A 17,318-nucleotide genomic window follows, 5' to 3' on the forward strand; every position below is an offset into this window, starting at 1 on the left:
TTTATGCTACTTTAATCTTTAATACAATCTTGCGAAATGTTCCGGTTCCTTCAATATCAATGCTTGGCATATGTGCATCATGAGGCATTACAGCATAAAACATACCTTCTGTCACTTTCGCCGGCTGACCGCCCTGTCCGTAAAATACAATATCTGCGTCTTCTTTGTATGGAACAGTTACTTCCAGTCCGTCAATATCTGCATAGTAAACTACTTCTCCGCCTTTTAGAAAAATCTGTACATCCATATATCTGCGGTGTGCTTCCAGCTTGCCCTCTTTATATGGTCTGGTATGACCTTCCTGTACCAGTGCAAATGCAGTTCCTGCCGGAAGGGATTCACACTCATATCTTCCCGGATCGGCATCCTTCAGACTCAGTGCAAAATCAAATGCTTCTTTCCAGTTTGGTACAAAATTATTATATACATCTCTTCTGTCAATACGGTCTACAATCATCTCCGTGCCCTCTCTTTTTCTTATTTTCAGGTAATTCTCTGTATACCTGCTATATTAACTATATGCTTTTTCCAAATATGATGCAAGTCAGGATTTCTGCATCAAAAAGCATTTTCCGGTTGTTTTTTCCTGTCATAACAGGTAAGATAAATGTAAACATACTGTATCTGTAATTCCATAGAACAGATACAGTAAATTCATCTTTAGGGGGATTTTTATTATGGTTATTTATCGTGCTGCAGATTACGCTTCCATGAGCCGTAAAGCTGCTAACATTATCTCTGCTCAGGTTATTATGAAGCCTGACTGTGTACTTGGGCTTGCAACCGGTTCTACACCGATCGGTACTTATAAGCAGCTCATCGAATGGTACAACAAAGGGGATCTGGATTTTTCCAGAGTAACCTCTGTGAATCTGGACGAATACAAGGGACTGTCCGGTGACAATGACCAGAGCTATCGTTACTTTATGAACCACAATTTCTTTGATCATATCAATATCGACAAGGCAAGAACTTTTGTTCCTGACGGTACCGATCCTGACAGTGAACATGCCTGCGCAAGATACAATGAGATTATCCGCGAGGCAGGCGGCATTGATCTTCAGCTTCTTGGACTGGGCCATAACGGACATATCGGATTCAACGAACCGGGTTCTGCATTTGAAAAAGAGACACACTGTGTAGACCTGACAGAACGCACGATCGAAGCCAACAAGCGTTTCTTCGAAAAAGAAGAAGATGTACCACGCCAGGCTTACACTATGGGTATCAAGACTATCATGCAGGCAAAGAAGATTCTTCTGGTTGTTTCCGGAGAAGACAAAGCAGAGATCGTAAAGACTGCTTTCCAGGGTCCTGTCACACCTGCTGTTCCGGCTTCTATTCTTCAGCTTCACAATGATGTAACCATCGTAGCAGATGAAGCCGCTTTGAGTAAGATGGAATAGCCAGTTGGGGACGGAGTTTCCTGGCTCTAACGAGCCAGGAAACTCCGTCCCCATTGGTCATGCCCATTAGTCTGTTCATGACGAAAGGAGTTATCGCATGATTTTACAGAGTAAACGTGTCTGGATTGCCGGTCAGTTTGTTCCGGCACAGATTGAGATGAAAGATCAGAAAATTGTGAATATTCTGCCATGGAGCACCGTCAAATGTGACGAAGACTGGGGAAACAACCGCATTCTTCCTGGTTTTATTGATATTCACACCCATGGTGCCTATGGATTTGACACCAATGATGCTGATCCGGAAGGACTGGCTTACTGGACTTCCCACATCCCGGAGGAAGGAGTTACTTCTTTCCTTCCGACTACCGTTACACAGATGCCGGATGTCCTGACCAAAGCTGCTGCCAATGTGGCCTCTGTCATTGAGAATGGATATGAGGGTGCTGAGATCCTCGGCATCCATTTTGAAGGCCCGTTTCTGGATATGAATTATAAAGGGGCGCAGCCGCCGGAAGCTATTGCCATTCCGACCGTAGAACAATTTTGCATCTATCAGGAAGCTGCAAAAGGATGGATCCGGTACATTACCTTAAGTCCTGAGCATGATGAAAATTTTACACTGACAAAGTACTGTGCAAGTCACGGTGTGGTCGTCAGCATGGGGCATTCTTCTTCTGATTACGAAACTGCTCTGATGGCTGTGGCCAATGGTGCCTCTTCCATGACACATGTATACAATGGTATGACCTCCCTTCATCACCGCAAACCGGGACTGGTCGGCGCTGCTCTCCGTATTCATGATCTGTACGGTGAGATCATCTGTGACGGTCATCATTCTCATCCTGCTGCCCTTGGCATCTTTTTCCAGGCAAAAGGATCAGAGCGCAGCATTATGATCTCTGATTCTCTCCGGGTAAAACATGCCCCTGCCGGTGGTCATTATCAGTTAGGTGGTCATGATATTGAAGTAGGAGAAGATGGTCTTGCCCGTCTGACCGGTACTGATACCATTGCCGGAAGCACCATGGCAATGAATCAGGGTCTGCGTGTTCTGATTGAAGAGGCCGGAGTTCCGGTACTTATTGCCATTCATGCCTGCACACTGAATCCTGCACGCATCCTGAAAGTAGACAACCGCAAGGGACAGATCTGCGCCGGATACGATGCTGACTTGGTTATTCTGAAAGACGATTATTCCGTGGCTGCAACCTACTGCTGTGGAATTAAAGCATACAGCAAATAGAAAGCAAAATAACCTCCGGCAGAATTGCAGAGATACGCGTCATGCAAAGCATGACGCGCATCTCGCAGCAAGAATGCCGAGGCATTCTTGAATATTTCTGAGAACCAGTTCATCCCTGTGGATTCTGAATTCCCAGATACTTCTGAATTTTCTCAATATACAGATTTCCCATATTGCTTAGTGCCATGTTTTTCCGCACAATATAACCAATCTCCATCGTGGTATTACGGTTGTATTCATCGTCGGAAAATGGTACTGCAATATAATCTGTACCGTTTAATTCTTCGCAGATGATACCGGAGCAAAGGGTATATCCGTTCAGTCCCACCATCAGATTCAACATGGTGGCACGGTCATTTGCCCTGATGATTCTGGAATATTCGTTGGTGGACAGAATCTCTTCTGCGAAATAGAAGGAACCGTTGTCTCCCTGTTCAAAAGACAGACAGGGATACGGATCTAACTGTTCAAAGCAAATGGATGTTTCCTTTGCCAGCGGATGATTTTTCCAGAGATACACATATGCCTGACAGTCAATCAGATGATGAAACTCCAGCCCTGCCGAACTGAACAGTTTCTGAATGGCTTTCCGGTTAAAATCACAGAGATACATCACGCCGATCTCACTTCGCATAGTGCTGACATCGTTGATGACATCTCTGGTTTTTGTTTCACGGATGGCAAATTCGTACTGGGACATATCATAGCTCTTTACCATATCTACAAACGCTTTCACTGCAAAAGAATAATGCTGTGTGGATACTCCGAATTTCTTTTTATAAGATCCGCCTTTTCCGTATTTTTCCATGACACTCTGATACTGTCCATAGATTTCCTTGGCGTGTAAAAGGAACTCTGCTCCGTCATTGGTCAGGGTTACCCCTTTTCCACTGCGGTTAAAAATCGTAATTCCCAGTTCTTTTTCCAGTTCTTTTACTGCACTGGTCAGAGACGGCTGTGACACATACAGCAGCTCCGATGCTTTATTCAAAGAACCTGTCTCCGAAATGGTAATAATATAATTTAACTGCATTAATGTCATGATCGTTTCCCTCAGTCTTCCTGGAATCTGGATTCGCTTAGCTTTGTTCTCAGTGCCTGCATGCGGGTATCTACAGATGACAATATCTGCGCACATTCCGCCAGTTCATTGCTGATAGATTCTTCCTCATCTTCCGGGATACTTTTTTTATAGCGTAATTTATGTTCCTGGCTCGCCCACAGATCCATGGCCAGTGTACGGATCTGCACCTCCACCTTCATCTGACGTTTTTCATTCTGCAGGAAAATCGGCACCTGAACAATCAGGTGAAGACTACGGTATCCGCTGTCTTTAGGATAACGAATATAATCCTTCTTTTCCAGCAGAGTAATATCATCTTGCTGAAGGAGACAGTCCGCCAGCATATAGACATCCTCCACAAAGGAACAGATAACACGCACTCCTGCAATATCATCAATCTCACGCTCCATATTTTCCAGCGTAACCGGTATTCCCTTGCGGCCCATTTTTTTCAGAATGCTGTCCTGGGATTTCAGTCTGCTTTTGATCGTCTCTATGGGATTACGGTCATATTTTAAGGAAAACTGTTCACTGAGCACCTTAAATTTGGTCTCGATCTCCATAATGGCACATCGATAATAAGCATTCATCTGCTCAATTGGTTCCAGATGTCTGGATATCCGGTCCAGAATCTTTTCATTTGCTAGGAAATTGTCCATCAGCCTGCTGTCTTTCATTCGTTCCGTAATCTTATCTTCCATAGTCTCCCGTATTCTTTCGTCCAGTTGTTCTCTTATTTTATGAATATTACCCATTTTTTCTTATCCAATACGTTATATGCCGCATTCTGCTCCTTTTCATACTATTTAGCCTGTAAAACCGGAAAAACTCTGGCATATTCTGCCAGAGTTCTTCCTTCGACTTTCATCTCAGAGCAGAAATGCTCAGTTATTTTTTCTTTCTGGAACCTCTTCTTCCGGCTCTCTTAGCAGGCGCTTCCTTCTTCGGCTCCTCTACCTTTACAGGTTCTTCTGCCTTGGCTGGTTCCTCAGTCTTTACAGGTTCTTCTGCCTTCGCCGGTTCCTCTGCTTTTACAGGCTCTTCTGCCTTCACCGGTTCCTCTGTCTTTACAGGTTCTTCCACTTTCATCGGTTCCTCTGCCTTTACAGGTTCTTCCGCTTTCACTGGTTCCTCTGCTTTTACAGGCTCTTCTGCCTTCACCGGTTCCTCTGTCTTTACAGGTTCTTCCACTTTCACCGGTTCCTCTGCCTTTACAGGTTCTTCCGCTTTCACTGGTTCCTCAACCTTTTTCGGCTCTTCTGTCTTCACCGGTTCTTCCACTTTCTTGGCAGTGGTCTTTCTGGTACGTCTCTTTGCAGGGGCTTTTTCTGCTGCCGGTGCTGCAGGCTTCTCCTCTGCTTTTGCAGGTTCTTCAGTTTTTACTGCTTCTGCTGTTTCCTCTTCTGCTTTCTTCTTAGCTGTGGTTCTTCTGGTGGTAGTCTTTTTTGCAGTTGCAGTTTTCTTTTCAGTCGTAGTTTTCTTTGTTGATGCTTTTCTGGTCGTTGCTTTCTTTGCAGGAGCTTTTTCTTCTACAACTTCTTTTTCCTCAGCAGCCTTTACTTCTACAGCTTCTTTTTCAGGTGTTTTTTCTTCCACCTGTACCGGAGCTGCTTCTACTGCTGCCTCTTCTGCTTTTTTTTCTCCTCTTGGCCAGTACCATCCAAGAAGATGATCGTACAGAATCTCGTATTTTTCGGCAGATGCATTCCATGAGAAGTCTGCTTCCATCGCACGTTTTACCAGATTATTCCACTGTTCCTTCTGATCATAGAAGATCCTCTCTGCATAACGTACAGTTGCCATCATCTCATGTGCATTGTAATTGCGGAAGCTGAAACCTGTTCCACTGTTCTCGAATTCATTAAATGGAATAACGGTATCCTTTAATCCACCTGTCTCACGTACAATTGGAATGGTACCATATCTCAGGCTCATGATCTGGCTCAGTCCACACGGCTCAAACAGAGACGGCATCAGGAATGCGTCACAGGAACCGTAGATCTTGTGGGACAGTTCATCAGAATAATAAATATTGGCAGATACTTTGCCTGCATACTTCCATGCATAGTAACGGAACATATTCTCGTAACGTTCCTCACCGGTACCCAGTACCACAATCTGCACTTCATCCTGGCAGATCTCATCCAGCACGCATTCGATCAGGTCAAATCCTTTCTGGTCTGTCAGTCTGGATACAATACCGATCATCATTACATTCGGATCTTCGCGCAGACCAAGCTGTCTCTGAAGTTCTACCTTATTCTTTGCTTTCTCTGTTGTTACATTCTGTGTATTGAACTTGTATGGCAGATGGATATCTGTCTCAGGGTTGAAAATATTGTAATCAATACCATTGACAATACCGGAGAGCACATTCGAGCGTGCCTGAAGAAGCTGATTCAGCTTCTCTCCGTAAAATTCTGTCTTAATCTCTTCTGCATAAGTGTCACTGACAGTAGTTACACGGTCTGCATATACGATGCCGCCCTTGAGCAGGTTCACATCTCCGTAAGCTTCCAGCTTGTCCGGTGTGAAGTAGCTGTCAGAAATACCGATAATATCCCGAATAATATTTTTGTCATAGATTCCCTGGAATCTCAGATTATGAATGGTCATAACTGTCTTAATATTCTGATAGAACGGATTGGACTGGAACGCATCATTCAGATATACCGGAACCAGTGCAGCCTGCCAGTCATGACAGTGAATGATATCAGGACGGAAATCAATGGATGGGAGCGCGCTCAAGACAGCTCTTGAGAAAAATGCAAATTTTTCAATGTCCCAGCGAATGTCTTCGTATGGCCATCCACCACTGAAATAGTACTCATTATCGATAAAATAGAACGGAATTCCGTCAATCTCTGTCTCCAGTATTCCTACATACATATTTCTCCATGCCAGCTGCATCTCAAAATGCGTTCTGTACTGAAGCTTATCCTTCCATTCGCCCTTCATACATGCATACTTCGGTAAAATTACACGAACATCATATTTTTCTCTGTCAAAGTATTTTGGCAGTGTGCCTGCAACATCGGCAAGACCTCCGGTCTTAATAAACGGCACTGCTTCTGAAGTCACAAATAATATTTTCTCTCTAGCCATTCCCCTTGCTGCTCCTTTCTTTTTCTTATTCTATATTTTTATAATTCTGTCTGCCGGACTCTCTATTCCTGTAAAGCAAACATCTTCATTGCCGACATGACATTTTTCTTCATGCCCTCTCTTGCTCTGGTTGCCATCTCTGTGAAGAAATATGGCTTACCTTCTGTAGTTGCTTTTACCGCTTCTGCTGCGGCAGCTCCGCCTGCCACATCCATGTAAGTAAAGTAGTTGATCTTACGTACACCAGACTTGATTGCTGTGTGATAATCATCATGGCTGACACCGGATCCACCGTGCATAACTACCGGAATATTGCCGGTCTGTTCACGTACATTCTTAACAACGTCAAAATCCAGCTTCGGCTCCGTCAGATAGATTCCGTGAGTGGTTCCAAATGAGCAGGCAAGTGCATCAATACCTGTCTGTGCCACAAAATCTTTTGCCAGTACCGGATCGGTGTAAATCTTAGTCTCATCATTGGCACCTGTTCCCTCACCGCTTCCTGTCTCGGTTCTTCCCATGGATCCCAGCTCTGCTTCTACAGAAGCACCTGCTGCATGAGCCATCTCTACTACTTTTTTGCTGAGTGCTACATTTTCCTCATATGGAAGGGTAGAACCGTCAATCATAACACCGGTAAATCCCATATCCAGTGCCTGCTGTACACGTTCTACCGTATCACCGTGATCCAGATGTACGCATACCGGAACAGATACACGCTTCGCATATTCCATCATCAACGGTCCCATATCTGCCAGAAGGTTAAATGTCTCATGAACCGGTGCAAACTGGATAATCACTGGGAGCTGTACTTCCTCTGCTGCACTCATCACAGCCTGCAGAGACTCCAGATTCGGAGCATTGAATGCGCCTACAGCGATGTTTTTTTCTTCAGCAATTTTCAGTATCTCTTTTAATGTCACTAACATATCCCATTCTCCTTATCTGTTTATTTCAGTCCTTTGCCGGTGGATATTCGTTGCAGAGCAGACGATATGGTGCCTCATCCTCTTCGATCTCCGGGAAACGTCCTGCCGGTGGATTGAAGCGGTTATCATTCGCATCGTCGTTACACTGGCTGACTTCTCCAATCAGCACTTCACCTGTACCCGGCTCTACTTCAAAATCATGATACATCCCCTGTGTAATCGTCAGGCTCTCACCTGGTGTCAGTCTGATCTGTGTTCCGGCCGGAACCACGCGGGTCAGTCCGTCTGTATGTACGGTCACATCTCCTGTTTTATCAATGGACTCATCCGGAAGTGAATTATACACACGAATCAGAATGTTTCCACCACCTCTGTTGATAATATCTTCCATCTTATACCAGTGGAAATGATTCATGGCATACTGTCCTTCATCCAGATACAGAAGCTTTTCTGCGTAAGGCTTCTTATATACGTCCTGCATTTTCTGATTACCGTTACGGATCGTAATCAGTGAAAATCCTGTCTTCTGAAAATCCCCCTGACCAAAGTCAGTGATATCCCATCCAAGCATATTGTCACGGACTTCATCATATTCATGTCCCTTATTCTGCCATTCTTCCGGTGTGAAATGACAAAATGGCGGAAGATAATAATTCAGTCTGTTGATCATATCTTCCATCTTCTTCAGTGCTATGTTGATTTCCGATCTCTTCATGTCTCTCATCCTTTCATAGAAAAAATCTATATCTTAGTTATCATACCATTTTTTTCCCTGTTCTTCCACCTCTGTTTCGAAAAAAAATTCGTTCAGATTAAAATCTGATTAATTTTCTTTTAGCATTTCTTTAGGATTAAGGGAATTCTCTGGCTTTTCTACACAGCTTATGATAAACTGTAACTACCATATCAGATACGGAGGAAAACTGCCATTGAACACAAATGATCCATCCACAACTTCATCGTTTCGCAATAAAGTTCTTTGTTTTCTGGCGGCACTTTTGCTGGCGATACTGACAATCTTCGCTGTATTCAAAGGCGGCGGGATCTCTGTCGGTGAACTGGCGTCCAGTATCCGGGACGCTTCACCACCCTGCCTGATTCTGTCAGTATCCGGTATGTTTGGTTTTATCTTTTTTGAAGGAGCGGCACTGACCGTAATTGTCCGCAGTTTGGGTTATCCGACAAAACATCAGCGTGGTTTTGTTTATTCAGCAGCAGACATTTATTTTTCTGCTATCACCCCATCTGCATCCGGCGGACAACCGGCCAGCGCTTTTTTTATGATCCGGGACGGGATCCCTGCCACAGCAGTCATGGCTGCACTGTTGCTGAACCTGATTATGTATACCATGGCAGTGATTACATTTGGACTCTTTGCACTTATACTGTATCCGGAGATTTTTCTCCACTTCAGTCCGCTCTGCAAAGTATTTATCCTCATCGGCATCATAACTCTGACTGCCCTGGCGCTGGGCTTCTATCTCCTTATGAGAAAGCAGCAGTTACTGCAGAAGCTGGCACTGGGTATGGCATCTCTGTTGGACCGGCTGCACTGCCACCGGCTTGCCAGACGCATACGGCACAAGCTGGATGACGCTCTGGAAGAATACAGGCAGTGTGTGGATCTGATCTTTGGAAAGCGCAAGATGCTTCTTCAGGTTTATCTGCTGAACCTCTTACAGCGCCTTTCCCAGCTTCTTGTTACGGTATTTACGTTTCTGGCAATGCACGGTAATCCGGCACGGCTGATAAAACTATTTGCCACGCAGATCTATGTTGTTCTTGGTTCAAACAGCATGCCGGTACCTGGCGCAATGGGAGTTGCCGATTATCTGATGATAAACGGCTATATGGAACTGATGACAAAAGAACAGGCTTACCGCCTGGAGATTTTAAGCAGAGGCTTATCCTTTTATACCTGCATGATTCTGAGCATGATTGTGACAGGCATCGGATATCTTCTGCTGAAGAAAAACACACGGGGGAATAATAAAACATGATCGGGGTTTATGATTACACAGTAATTTTAACGTATTTGTCACTTTTATCCGGAGCTTCCGGAATCATTGTCTGTTTAAAGGGAATCGGCCATCCTTACCTTGGCATGTTTTTCCTGTTGTTTTCCGGACTTTGTGACACCTTTGACGGCAAAGTTGCCCGCAGCAAAAAAAACCGTACGGAACGTGAAAAGCGTTTTGGTATCCAGATTGACTCTCTGTCTGATCTGGTTGCCTTCGGTGTTCTTCCTGCATGTATCGGAATTGCCATGCTTCGCTGCAGTCTGGAATATACCACATTGCCGAATATCTATATGATTCGTCTTCAGGAAAGGCCATTATTCACTCAGGTGATTCTGACGGTCATTGCCGCACTCTATGTTCTCGCAGCCATGATCCGTCTGGCTTACTTCAATGTTTTGGAAGAGGAAGATGAGAACCGGGATGAAAACGGTCAGAAGATCTATCTTGGTCTTCCGGTTACCAGCGCAGCTCTGATTTTCCCTGCAGTGCTGCTTTTACATGTATTCAGCAATGTAGATCTGACTTTACTGTATTTTGTTGTTCTGGTTGTAGTAGGATTCTTATTCTTGTCTAAAATACATATTAAAAAGCCACAGAATAAAGAGATTGCACTGATGATCGGATTTGGTGCACTGGAATTTATCGTTCTGGCTGTTATCCTGGCCTTTATGCATATGGGAGGTAAGTGATGACCGTTCTGGAATTTCTCTATCATACAGTGCCGGGACGTCTGTGTCTGAAGGTACTGACCGCACCTGCCATTTCCAGATCCTGTGGCCGTTTTCTGGACAGTCCGGTATCCAGTCGTCTGATTTCTCCTTTTGCAAAAAAGAATCAGATCCATCTGGATGACTATCTGCTGGATGATGTCCACAGCTTTAATGATTTCTTTTCCAGAAAAATCCGCCCGGAGCTGCGTCCGGTGGATATGGATCCTTCGCATCTGGCTGCACCCTGTGACGGACTGCTGTCTGTATGGAAGATTCAGAGAGATACGGTTCTTCCTGTTAAGCAGAGTCATTATACCATCTCTTCCCTGCTGCGGGATTCGCGTCTGGCTGCCCGGTATGAGGGAGGTTATTGCTTTGTCTTTCGCCTCTGTGTGAATCACTATCACCGTTACAGCTACGTAGATTCTGGAAGAAAAAGCGCCACCCGGCGCATTGAAGGCGTCTTACACACAGTACGTCCGGTAGCACTTCGTGAATTTCCTGTATTTACGGAAAACAGCCGGGAATATACACTCATTCAGTCTCCGGCTCTTGGCACTCTTCTGCAAATGGAAGTCGGTGCTATGCTGGTAGGCCGGATCGTAAATCATGATGATGCCTGTCTGGTACACCGTGGACAGGAAAAAGGATTCTTCCAGTATGGCGGATCTACTATTATCGTACTGGCTGAAAAAGATGCTGTATCTGTCCGTCATGATCTTCTGAAGCATTCGAAAATGGGTGTGGAAACACCGGTAAAGATGGGAGAATATATTGCCTTTGAAAAACTGGATAAAAAAACTCATTCCTGATTATGCTGTCAGGCCTCTGCTCCTTGCAGTTGCAGCAAATTTTATTATTTACGTTGGGGTATCCCAGATTCGCGGATATCTGACTTTCCGTTCTCTGGCATTGCCGGTAGATGACCGGATTCCTTTTTTTGCACCATTTATTATTTTCTATATTCTGGCCTACGTGCAGTGGATTGCCAACTATCTGCTGATTGCCAGAGAAGGAAAAGACTTCTGTTATCATTTTGTATATGGAGACGTAATATCCAAGCTGTTCTGCCTGGTGTTCTTCCTGTTTCTGCCAACCACTCTGGTTCGCCCGGAAGTTATCGGAAACGGTATCTGCGAGCGGCTAGTGCGGCTGATCTATCAGATGGATGCACCGGTGAACCTCTTCCCGTCCATACACTGTCTGGAGAGCTGGTGCTGTATTCACGCAGCTTTTTGCATGAAAAAAACACCACGCTGGTATCTGCCACTTACCATTATAATGTCTCTGTGTGTCTTTGCTTCCACTCTTCTGGTGAAGCAGCATGTCTTCATAGATATCTTTGGCGGCATCCTGATATTTGAAATCGGATATTTTCTTGCCGGGAAAAAAAAGTTCCGTGGGCGATAAAGCTCACGGAACTTTTTTATCAGTAAATCTTCCACCTGGTCCTGCTCAACACAATAGCAAAGGTCACGGTGGTGCAGGTCCAGGTAATCGGATATGCCCAGCAGATCACCCGGAAGTCCGGAATAAAATGCAGTGCAATGGTTACATACAGGATACGTCCCACACACCAGAAGCCAAACATTCCAATCATCGGAATCACCGACTTGCCAAGTCCCCTCAGAATACCGATTGCTTCATGGGTAAAGGTCAGAAACAAATAAAATATGGTGACGGTTCTCATGAATACCACACCATATTCCACCGACTGTGGCTCGGATGTGAAGATTCCGATCAGATACGGCGCCAGGATATACATCCCGATTCCCATGAATACTGTAATTACCATACTGGCTGCCATTCCTATAAATGCACCTTTTTTTGCCCGGTCTACTTTGCCGGCACCCAGATTCTGACTGACCAGTGTAGACAATGCATTGGATACACTGATAATCGGAATAAATACAAAACCCTCAATCTTAGAATGTGCGCCAAGACCGGACATGGCAAATTCTCCGAAAGAATTAATATTAGACTGTACCACAATATTTCCCAGACTCAGTGCAGAATTCTGGATACCTGCCGGGAGCCCCTGATACAGTACCTGTTTCATCATCGGTCCGTCATACTTAAGCTGACTCAGATGAATCCGCATATAGCCCCCAGTTTTCTGCATACGGATCAGACACAGAATAGCTGACAGTCCCTGGGACACTACTGTGGCAATGGCAGCTCCTGCTACTCCTTTATGCATACCAGCTACCAGCACCAGATCAAGGATCACATTTACTACGGAAGACACACACAGATAATACAGCGGATGTATGCTGTCTCCCACTGCCCGCATGACTGCCATAAAGATATTATACAGAATAATCATGGAGACTCCGGCAAAATAAATCCTGAAATAAGTAATTGAATACGGAATAACATTTTCCGGTGTCTGCATCCAGACCAGCATCTGCGGTGTCAGCCAGACCGTCAGCACCGTTGCCAGAATACTTGCAATTAACCCAAACAGTACATTGGTGTGAATGGCTTTTGATACATTTTTGTGATCCTTTGCCCCGAAATATCTGGAAATTACCACACCACCGCCGATAGAGATTCCGTTAAAAAATCCTACTACCAGAAATGTCAGGCTTCCTCCTGCGCTCACCGCTGCAAAGGATGCATTATCCGCATAATTCCCGATCACCCAGGCATCTGCCACATTATAAAGCTGCTGCAAAAGCTGTCCCAGCATCAGTGGTAGTGTGAATTCCCACAGTCCTTTCGCCACAGATCCTTCCGTCAAATTGATCATTTTCTCTTTTTGTCCCATATCCCTGTCTCCCATCATACCCAAAAGGTATAGTATATCCTTCAAACTAAATATTTTACAAACATATTTTTTCATGTTATCCTCTATTTAGTTGAAAATTTTTGCTTAAATGTTTCACACGTAATTAGAAAATACACTCTCCGAGACCGCCGCAAGGCGGTTTCACTCTTTTCTGGAATCCTGTAAAAAGACCAGCACTTGATATGCTGGTCCTTTTTACAGGATTCTTCTGTTCATTTCTAATAAAACATCTGACGGTGCTTATACTGAGTCAGCTTGATCACTCCGATCAGTGGAATCCAACCTGACAGATAGCCCAGAACCTTTACCTCATCCGGACTGCGATTCTCAAACTTACTGTAAACTGTGGTAAAACTGGTTCCCAGACACAGGATAGTCAATAACAGTTCCAGAATACCGCCCACTCCGTTAATTCTGGATACTACCAGCGTCAGGATCGGCCAAAAGCGGAATACATCTGTGGAAATATCGGTATTGATCAGATATAGCCTGGTCTGTCCCATACCATCTCCTGTCACTTCTGACAATGCGTAATAGCGTAAAATCGGAATCCACGCCATCCATGCATTGTTGTAGCTGCATATCTTAAACAGCCAGTAGAACTCCAGTGACTGCCAGATATAATAGGCAATACCGAGTATACTAATGCAGGATGCGATTACCAGCGAAGTAATGCCCGCAAATAAAGTTACCAAAAATGTAATCATATCATTTACTCCTCGTTTGTTTTTTACATAATTCGTATCTGTTCAGTACCTTTACAGATACTATAATTTTATTTTAACACAGCTCCTCTCAAAAGCACAGTATCTTTGCAGAAAAATGATTACAACAAAAAAGATATTGCTCCGCCGCCCGCAGGCGGCTTTGCAATATCTTTTTTGTTTAAGGTTTATTTGTGAGTTACTTTGTTCTGATTACTGGTTTTTCTTTTTCTTTCTGTAAACAACTGCTGTGCATCCTGCCAGAGCTGCCATGCCAAGAAGTATCCAGTATACCATCATATTGGTATCATCTCCCGTCTTCGCTGCGGTCGATGATTTTGCCGATCCAGAGGTATTTGAACCACCAGAAGGTTTTGTGGTAGAAGAAGTTTCTTTCTCTGTTTCTTCAGTCTCCTCTGTCTCATCCTGATTATCATCCGCTGCCAGTGGATTCACAATCGTTGCGCCGGTATCCGTTGCTGTTGTCGGATTGATACCATTCTTGCAATTTTCAGAATAGCTTGGTACACCATAGCCATCCAGATGTGCGGATGCTCCGATGATTGGATTGTTATTTGCATCTAATTCTGCTACATAGTAGGTGGTGTTAGATGTATTATCCAGTTCGTCAAATACCGTGCTTCCGGATGTTGCCTTGGAAATTGTAATCGTATTGACTGCAATCGGTGTTCCGCTGAAAGATGCGTTATCATACAGACCAACCTTGATCACTGCATCCACTCCGTTTTTAGGAGTCTTGTTTGCACTTGTGGTGATCATCTTGGTAACTGTAATGGATCCCTGCATCTCCGCATGTCCGTCCGGTTCTGGCTCAATCGGTACCGGATCAGTCTTACTGCTGTCACCCGGCTGTGGGTTGTTCGGATCTTCACTGGTACCTGTTGCAAATACTGCATTGGACAGTTCATTTCCATTCAGAGTTCCGTCGCCTGCTATTACCAGGTAAGATGCCTTGATATCCACAGATGCTTTCGGTTCCAGTGTTGCGATGGTTGCTGTACTTTCATTTACAGTATATCCGTCTCCTGCCTGAATTGTGATCTTGCCATTTGGTGAACCAGCACTCAGGGTAGGTACATCATTTACTACGATGTTGTTCACCGTTATGTTACCGATGTTTTCCACATGAATGTTAAATTCAATGGTATCACCCACACGGTAACCGGTTGTTTCCTTGCCATCAACGGTAATTGTGCTGCCCTGAGAAGTCACAGTCTTGGTCACCTGGATTGCAGAGGATTTTTCATCTGTCGGCACTTCCTTCTCATCTTTTCCAGACGGCTTCGGAGTATCTTCCGGATCTTCCGGTACATCTCCTGTTGCTGTTGCCACGTTCACGATGGTAGATCCCAGATCTGCTTCTTTTACTGTGTAAGTATAAGTTACTTTCTTCTCTTCTCCAACGTCCAGTGTTCCGATATCAAAGCTGTCATTCTCTGCCAGTACAATACCTTCCAGACTATCAGCAAGTTTAACATTCATAAGCCTAATATTACCAGCATTCTTTACCGTTACCTGATAAGTAATCATATCATGCAGAGATGCCTTTCCCGTTACATCTTTTACTGTACCATCTTGTGCAACAATAGATGTCACGTTCTTGGTTACTTCCAGCTTCGGATCTTCCACAGTATTTTCTGTTCCGCCACCTTCGCCTGGTTTTTCAGGATCTTCCGGATCCCTTCCAATAATTGCATTACTGATAACATTTCCTTTATCTGCTTCCTGTACCAGATAATCATATTCAATTACCACCGATTCTACTTTTTCAGCATTATAAGCTTTTGCCGGTAATTCTGTAATGGTAAAGATCGCAGTTGTACCATTCTGGATACAGGTCACTCCGTCTGCAGTAATATTAGAAATCGTTCCGGATGCCTTTAAGGTATCTTCGATCTGAAGATTTTTAATCGTCTGATTTCCGGTATTTACAGCTGTGATCGTGTAGTGGATGGTTTCTCCAACTTTGAACATACCGCTTTCATGAGTACTTTCTCTGGCTGTCTTATTCAGAGAATAGCTTCTGTCTGCTTCTTCCGTATCAACAGTCTTTTCATTTTCGAAAGTCTTGCCTCCGTCAAATGCGGCTTTTACTATATTGTGGAAGAATCCATTTGCAATATCCTCTTCTGTAATAGTGTAAGATGCTGTCGCTGTCACGGCTTCACCAGGAGCCACATTCGTTTTCACCAATACATTCGGTGTACCTGCGTCAGCTCCTTCGATGATCACACCTGCCAACTCTGTGATTGTCACATCTTTTGCTTCATCATAGATGTTCGTTACACTGATAACAAAACTTACTGTTTCACCCAGCTTATACTGGTATCCATCTGCCTGTTCATCATTTTTCTTCACTACCAGATTCGGCTCTACCGGTTCCTCCTCTGCTCCATCTGTCACAGTCAAAGTACCGATCGTCTCACTTACTGTGTAGTTACTCCTCTTAGCAGTGTATGGTGCGGATTCTTCATCAAAAGCCTGCTCTTCCACTTCTTCCTGTGCCCAGGTGATTTCATAGGTATTATCACTGGAGCCAACATAAGTCTGAGATCCTGTGGTTACAAAACCTACAGTTTCACCTTCTGCGAGACCATTTACTTCACCATTAGCTGTTAACGCTTTACCATCATATACTTTACTGTCTGTATATGTGAGAATGGTAACTGCTTTCGGTGTAATCTCATAAGTCTTAATAACAGTTCCACTGTAGCTGCCTTCTCCCGTAATCGTTACGGTGATGGTCTTTACGTCTACAAAGTTGTCTGTGTCATAGCTTACCTTATAGTCGGTTCCTTCTGTCAGCGTATTTCCCTCTTTGTCTGTGACAGTCGGTGTCCATTTATGCTCCTGGGCATCATATTCATGGTCTCTCGGATCATCTACGGTTACTCCCCTGTAAGACGGGTCTTCCGGCACGATGCTCTGGGCTGTAATGGTCAGCGTTCCCGGATAATAGGTTACTGTGTAGTTGCCCTGTGCTTCTTCTCCGGATGGGGTAATGGCATATGTTCCTTCTTTCTCTCCGGCTTCACGGCCAAGTGTGTACGTTACCTTATCCGTTCCGAGAAGTCCACTGTCTGTGGCTGTCAGTTCAGGGTCTGCGTCCCCGTATACCTTACTCTTATCATCTGCAGTTACGGTTACATCTTTTGGATTTACAGTTAACGTATACGTAGCTTCTGCTGTCACATAGTTCGGATTCTCTGCCTTTACCGTTACTTCCCTGCTTCCTACGTCTTTGATAGTCGGGGCGGTTGCTGTCCAGTCTCCATCTCCTACTTTATAGGAAATCACTGTTCCCTCTGTTACATTTGCGGATCTG

14 protein-coding genes and 1 pseudogene are annotated in these 17,318 nt (G+C 44.4%); 6 read left to right on the plus strand and 9 right to left on the minus strand.

Annotation, left to right across the window (positions count from 1 at the left end; genetic code table 11):
- Window position 1 precedes the first annotated feature (1 nt).
- The gene (locus H8716_RS06150) at window positions 2–457 is read right to left on the minus strand and encodes a YhcH/YjgK/YiaL family protein (protein WP_249307695.1); all 456 of its coding nucleotides are present in this window, start codon (window positions 455–457) and stop codon (window positions 2–4) included.
- A gap of 220 nt (window positions 458–677) precedes the next feature.
- Between H8716_RS06150 and nagB the strand changes: the two genes are divergently transcribed.
- Together nagB and nagA are read left to right on the plus strand one after the other, a co-directional pair.
- Complete coding sequence (nagB, locus tag H8716_RS06155) at window positions 678–1,406, plus strand: glucosamine-6-phosphate deaminase (protein WP_249307696.1); 729 nt, start codon at window positions 678–680, stop codon at window positions 1,404–1,406.
- A gap of 97 nt (window positions 1,407–1,503) precedes the next feature.
- Complete coding sequence (gene nagA, locus H8716_RS06160) at window positions 1,504–2,649, plus strand: N-acetylglucosamine-6-phosphate deacetylase (RefSeq protein WP_249307697.1); 1,146 nt, start codon at window positions 1,504–1,506, stop codon at window positions 2,647–2,649.
- A 109-nt stretch (window positions 2,650–2,758) separates the two neighbouring features.
- Here the strand turns inward: nagA and H8716_RS06165 are convergent, their stop codons facing one another.
- From H8716_RS06165 to H8716_RS06185, 5 genes and pseudogenes are all read right to left on the minus strand, one after another.
- The gene (locus H8716_RS06165; RefSeq protein WP_249307698.1) at window positions 2,759–3,691 is read right to left on the minus strand and encodes a LysR family transcriptional regulator; all 933 of its coding nucleotides are present in this window, start codon (window positions 3,689–3,691) and stop codon (window positions 2,759–2,761) included.
- An 11-nt stretch (window positions 3,692–3,702) separates the two neighbouring features.
- Window positions 3,703–4,467: a GTP pyrophosphokinase gene (locus H8716_RS06170; RefSeq protein WP_330606488.1), complete on the minus strand. Its 765-nt coding sequence runs from the start codon at window positions 4,465–4,467 to the stop codon at window positions 3,703–3,705.
- A 904-nt stretch (window positions 4,468–5,371) separates the two neighbouring features.
- Window positions 5,372–6,817: pseudogene (gene glgA / locus H8716_RS06175) on the minus strand (glycogen synthase GlgA); the annotation flags it as partial.
- Between the two features lie 62 nt (window positions 6,818–6,879).
- Window positions 6,880–7,746, minus strand: coding sequence for a class II fructose-bisphosphate aldolase (locus H8716_RS06180; RefSeq protein WP_249307699.1), 867 nt, complete (start codon window positions 7,744–7,746; stop codon window positions 6,880–6,882).
- A 25-nt stretch (window positions 7,747–7,771) separates the two neighbouring features.
- The gene (locus H8716_RS06185) at window positions 7,772–8,461 is read right to left on the minus strand and encodes a D-lyxose/D-mannose family sugar isomerase (protein ID WP_249307700.1); all 690 of its coding nucleotides are present in this window, start codon (window positions 8,459–8,461) and stop codon (window positions 7,772–7,774) included.
- Window positions 8,462–8,675: 214 nt separating this feature from the next.
- On the opposite strand from H8716_RS06185, the gene H8716_RS06190 reads away from it, so the two are divergent.
- From H8716_RS06190 to H8716_RS06205, 4 genes are read left to right on the plus strand one after another with little or no spacing between them, the layout of a single operon-like run.
- The gene (locus H8716_RS06190; protein ID WP_249307701.1) at window positions 8,676–9,746 is read left to right on the plus strand and encodes a lysylphosphatidylglycerol synthase transmembrane domain-containing protein; all 1,071 of its coding nucleotides are present in this window, start codon (window positions 8,676–8,678) and stop codon (window positions 9,744–9,746) included.
- Window positions 9,743–10,456, plus strand: a complete 714-nt coding sequence (locus H8716_RS06195; protein ID WP_249307702.1) for a CDP-alcohol phosphatidyltransferase family protein — start codon at window positions 9,743–9,745, stop codon at window positions 10,454–10,456. The genes H8716_RS06190 and H8716_RS06195 overlap by 4 nt, the downstream gene beginning before the upstream one ends.
- Complete coding sequence (locus H8716_RS06200) at window positions 10,456–11,289, plus strand: phosphatidylserine decarboxylase (RefSeq protein WP_249307703.1); 834 nt, start codon at window positions 10,456–10,458, stop codon at window positions 11,287–11,289. The genes H8716_RS06195 and H8716_RS06200 overlap by 1 nt, the downstream gene beginning before the upstream one ends.
- Window positions 11,258–11,887 carry a phosphatase PAP2 family protein gene (locus H8716_RS06205; RefSeq protein ID WP_249307704.1) on the plus strand — a complete coding sequence of 210 codons (630 nt, stop codon included), beginning with the start codon at window positions 11,258–11,260 and terminating at the stop codon, window positions 11,885–11,887. Before H8716_RS06200 ends, H8716_RS06205 begins: the two co-directional genes overlap by 32 nt.
- Before the next feature lie 19 nt (window positions 11,888–11,906).
- Here the strand turns inward: H8716_RS06205 and H8716_RS06210 are convergent, their stop codons facing one another.
- From H8716_RS06210 to H8716_RS06220, 3 genes are all read right to left on the minus strand, one after another.
- On the minus strand, window positions 11,907–13,247 hold the full coding sequence (locus tag H8716_RS06210; protein WP_249307705.1) for an MATE family efflux transporter: 1,341 nt from the start codon (window positions 13,245–13,247) through the stop codon (window positions 11,907–11,909).
- A gap of 239 nt (window positions 13,248–13,486) precedes the next feature.
- Window positions 13,487–13,975, minus strand: a complete 489-nt coding sequence (locus H8716_RS06215) for a hypothetical protein (protein ID WP_249307706.1) — start codon at window positions 13,973–13,975, stop codon at window positions 13,487–13,489.
- 210 nt (window positions 13,976–14,185) lie between these two features.
- A partial coding sequence (locus tag H8716_RS06220; RefSeq protein ID WP_249307707.1) for a DUF7507 domain-containing protein occupies window positions 14,186–17,318 on the minus strand: 3,133 nt, incomplete at its 5' end.

This window comes from Jingyaoa shaoxingensis (assembly GCF_014385005.1).
In the GTDB taxonomy this organism is placed as follows: Bacteria; Bacillota; Clostridia; order Lachnospirales; family Lachnospiraceae; genus Marvinbryantia; species Marvinbryantia shaoxingensis.

Excerpts from the sequence above, each read along its gene's own strand:
- H8716_RS06215 (WP_249307706.1), bottom strand. The coding sequence starts at position 13,975 with ATGATTACATTTTTGGTAACTTTATTTGCGGGCATTACTTCGCTGGTA.
- nagA (WP_249307697.1), top strand. The coding sequence starts at position 1,504 with ATGATTTTACAGAGTAAACGTGTCTGGATTGCCGGTCAGTTTGTTCCG.
- H8716_RS06200 (WP_249307703.1), top strand. The coding sequence starts at position 10,456 with ATGACCGTTCTGGAATTTCTCTATCATACAGTGCCGGGACGTCTGTGT.
- H8716_RS06150 (WP_249307695.1), bottom strand. The coding sequence starts at position 457 with ATGATTGTAGACCGTATTGACAGAAGAGATGTATATAATAATTTTGTA.
- H8716_RS06210 (WP_249307705.1), bottom strand. The coding sequence starts at position 13,247 with ATGGGACAAAAAGAGAAAATGATCAATTTGACGGAAGGATCTGTGGCG.
- H8716_RS06170 (WP_330606488.1), bottom strand. The coding sequence starts at position 4,467 with ATGGGTAATATTCATAAAATAAGAGAACAACTGGACGAAAGAATACGG.
- H8716_RS06165 (WP_249307698.1), bottom strand. The coding sequence starts at position 3,691 with ATGACATTAATGCAGTTAAATTATATTATTACCATTTCGGAGACAGGT.
- H8716_RS06185 (WP_249307700.1), bottom strand. The coding sequence starts at position 8,461 with ATGAAGAGATCGGAAATCAACATAGCACTGAAGAAGATGGAAGATATG.
- H8716_RS06195 (WP_249307702.1), top strand. The coding sequence starts at position 9,743 with ATGATCGGGGTTTATGATTACACAGTAATTTTAACGTATTTGTCACTT.
- H8716_RS06180 (WP_249307699.1), bottom strand. The coding sequence starts at position 7,746 with ATGTTAGTGACATTAAAAGAGATACTGAAAATTGCTGAAGAAAAAAAC.
- nagB (WP_249307696.1), top strand. The coding sequence starts at position 678 with ATGGTTATTTATCGTGCTGCAGATTACGCTTCCATGAGCCGTAAAGCT.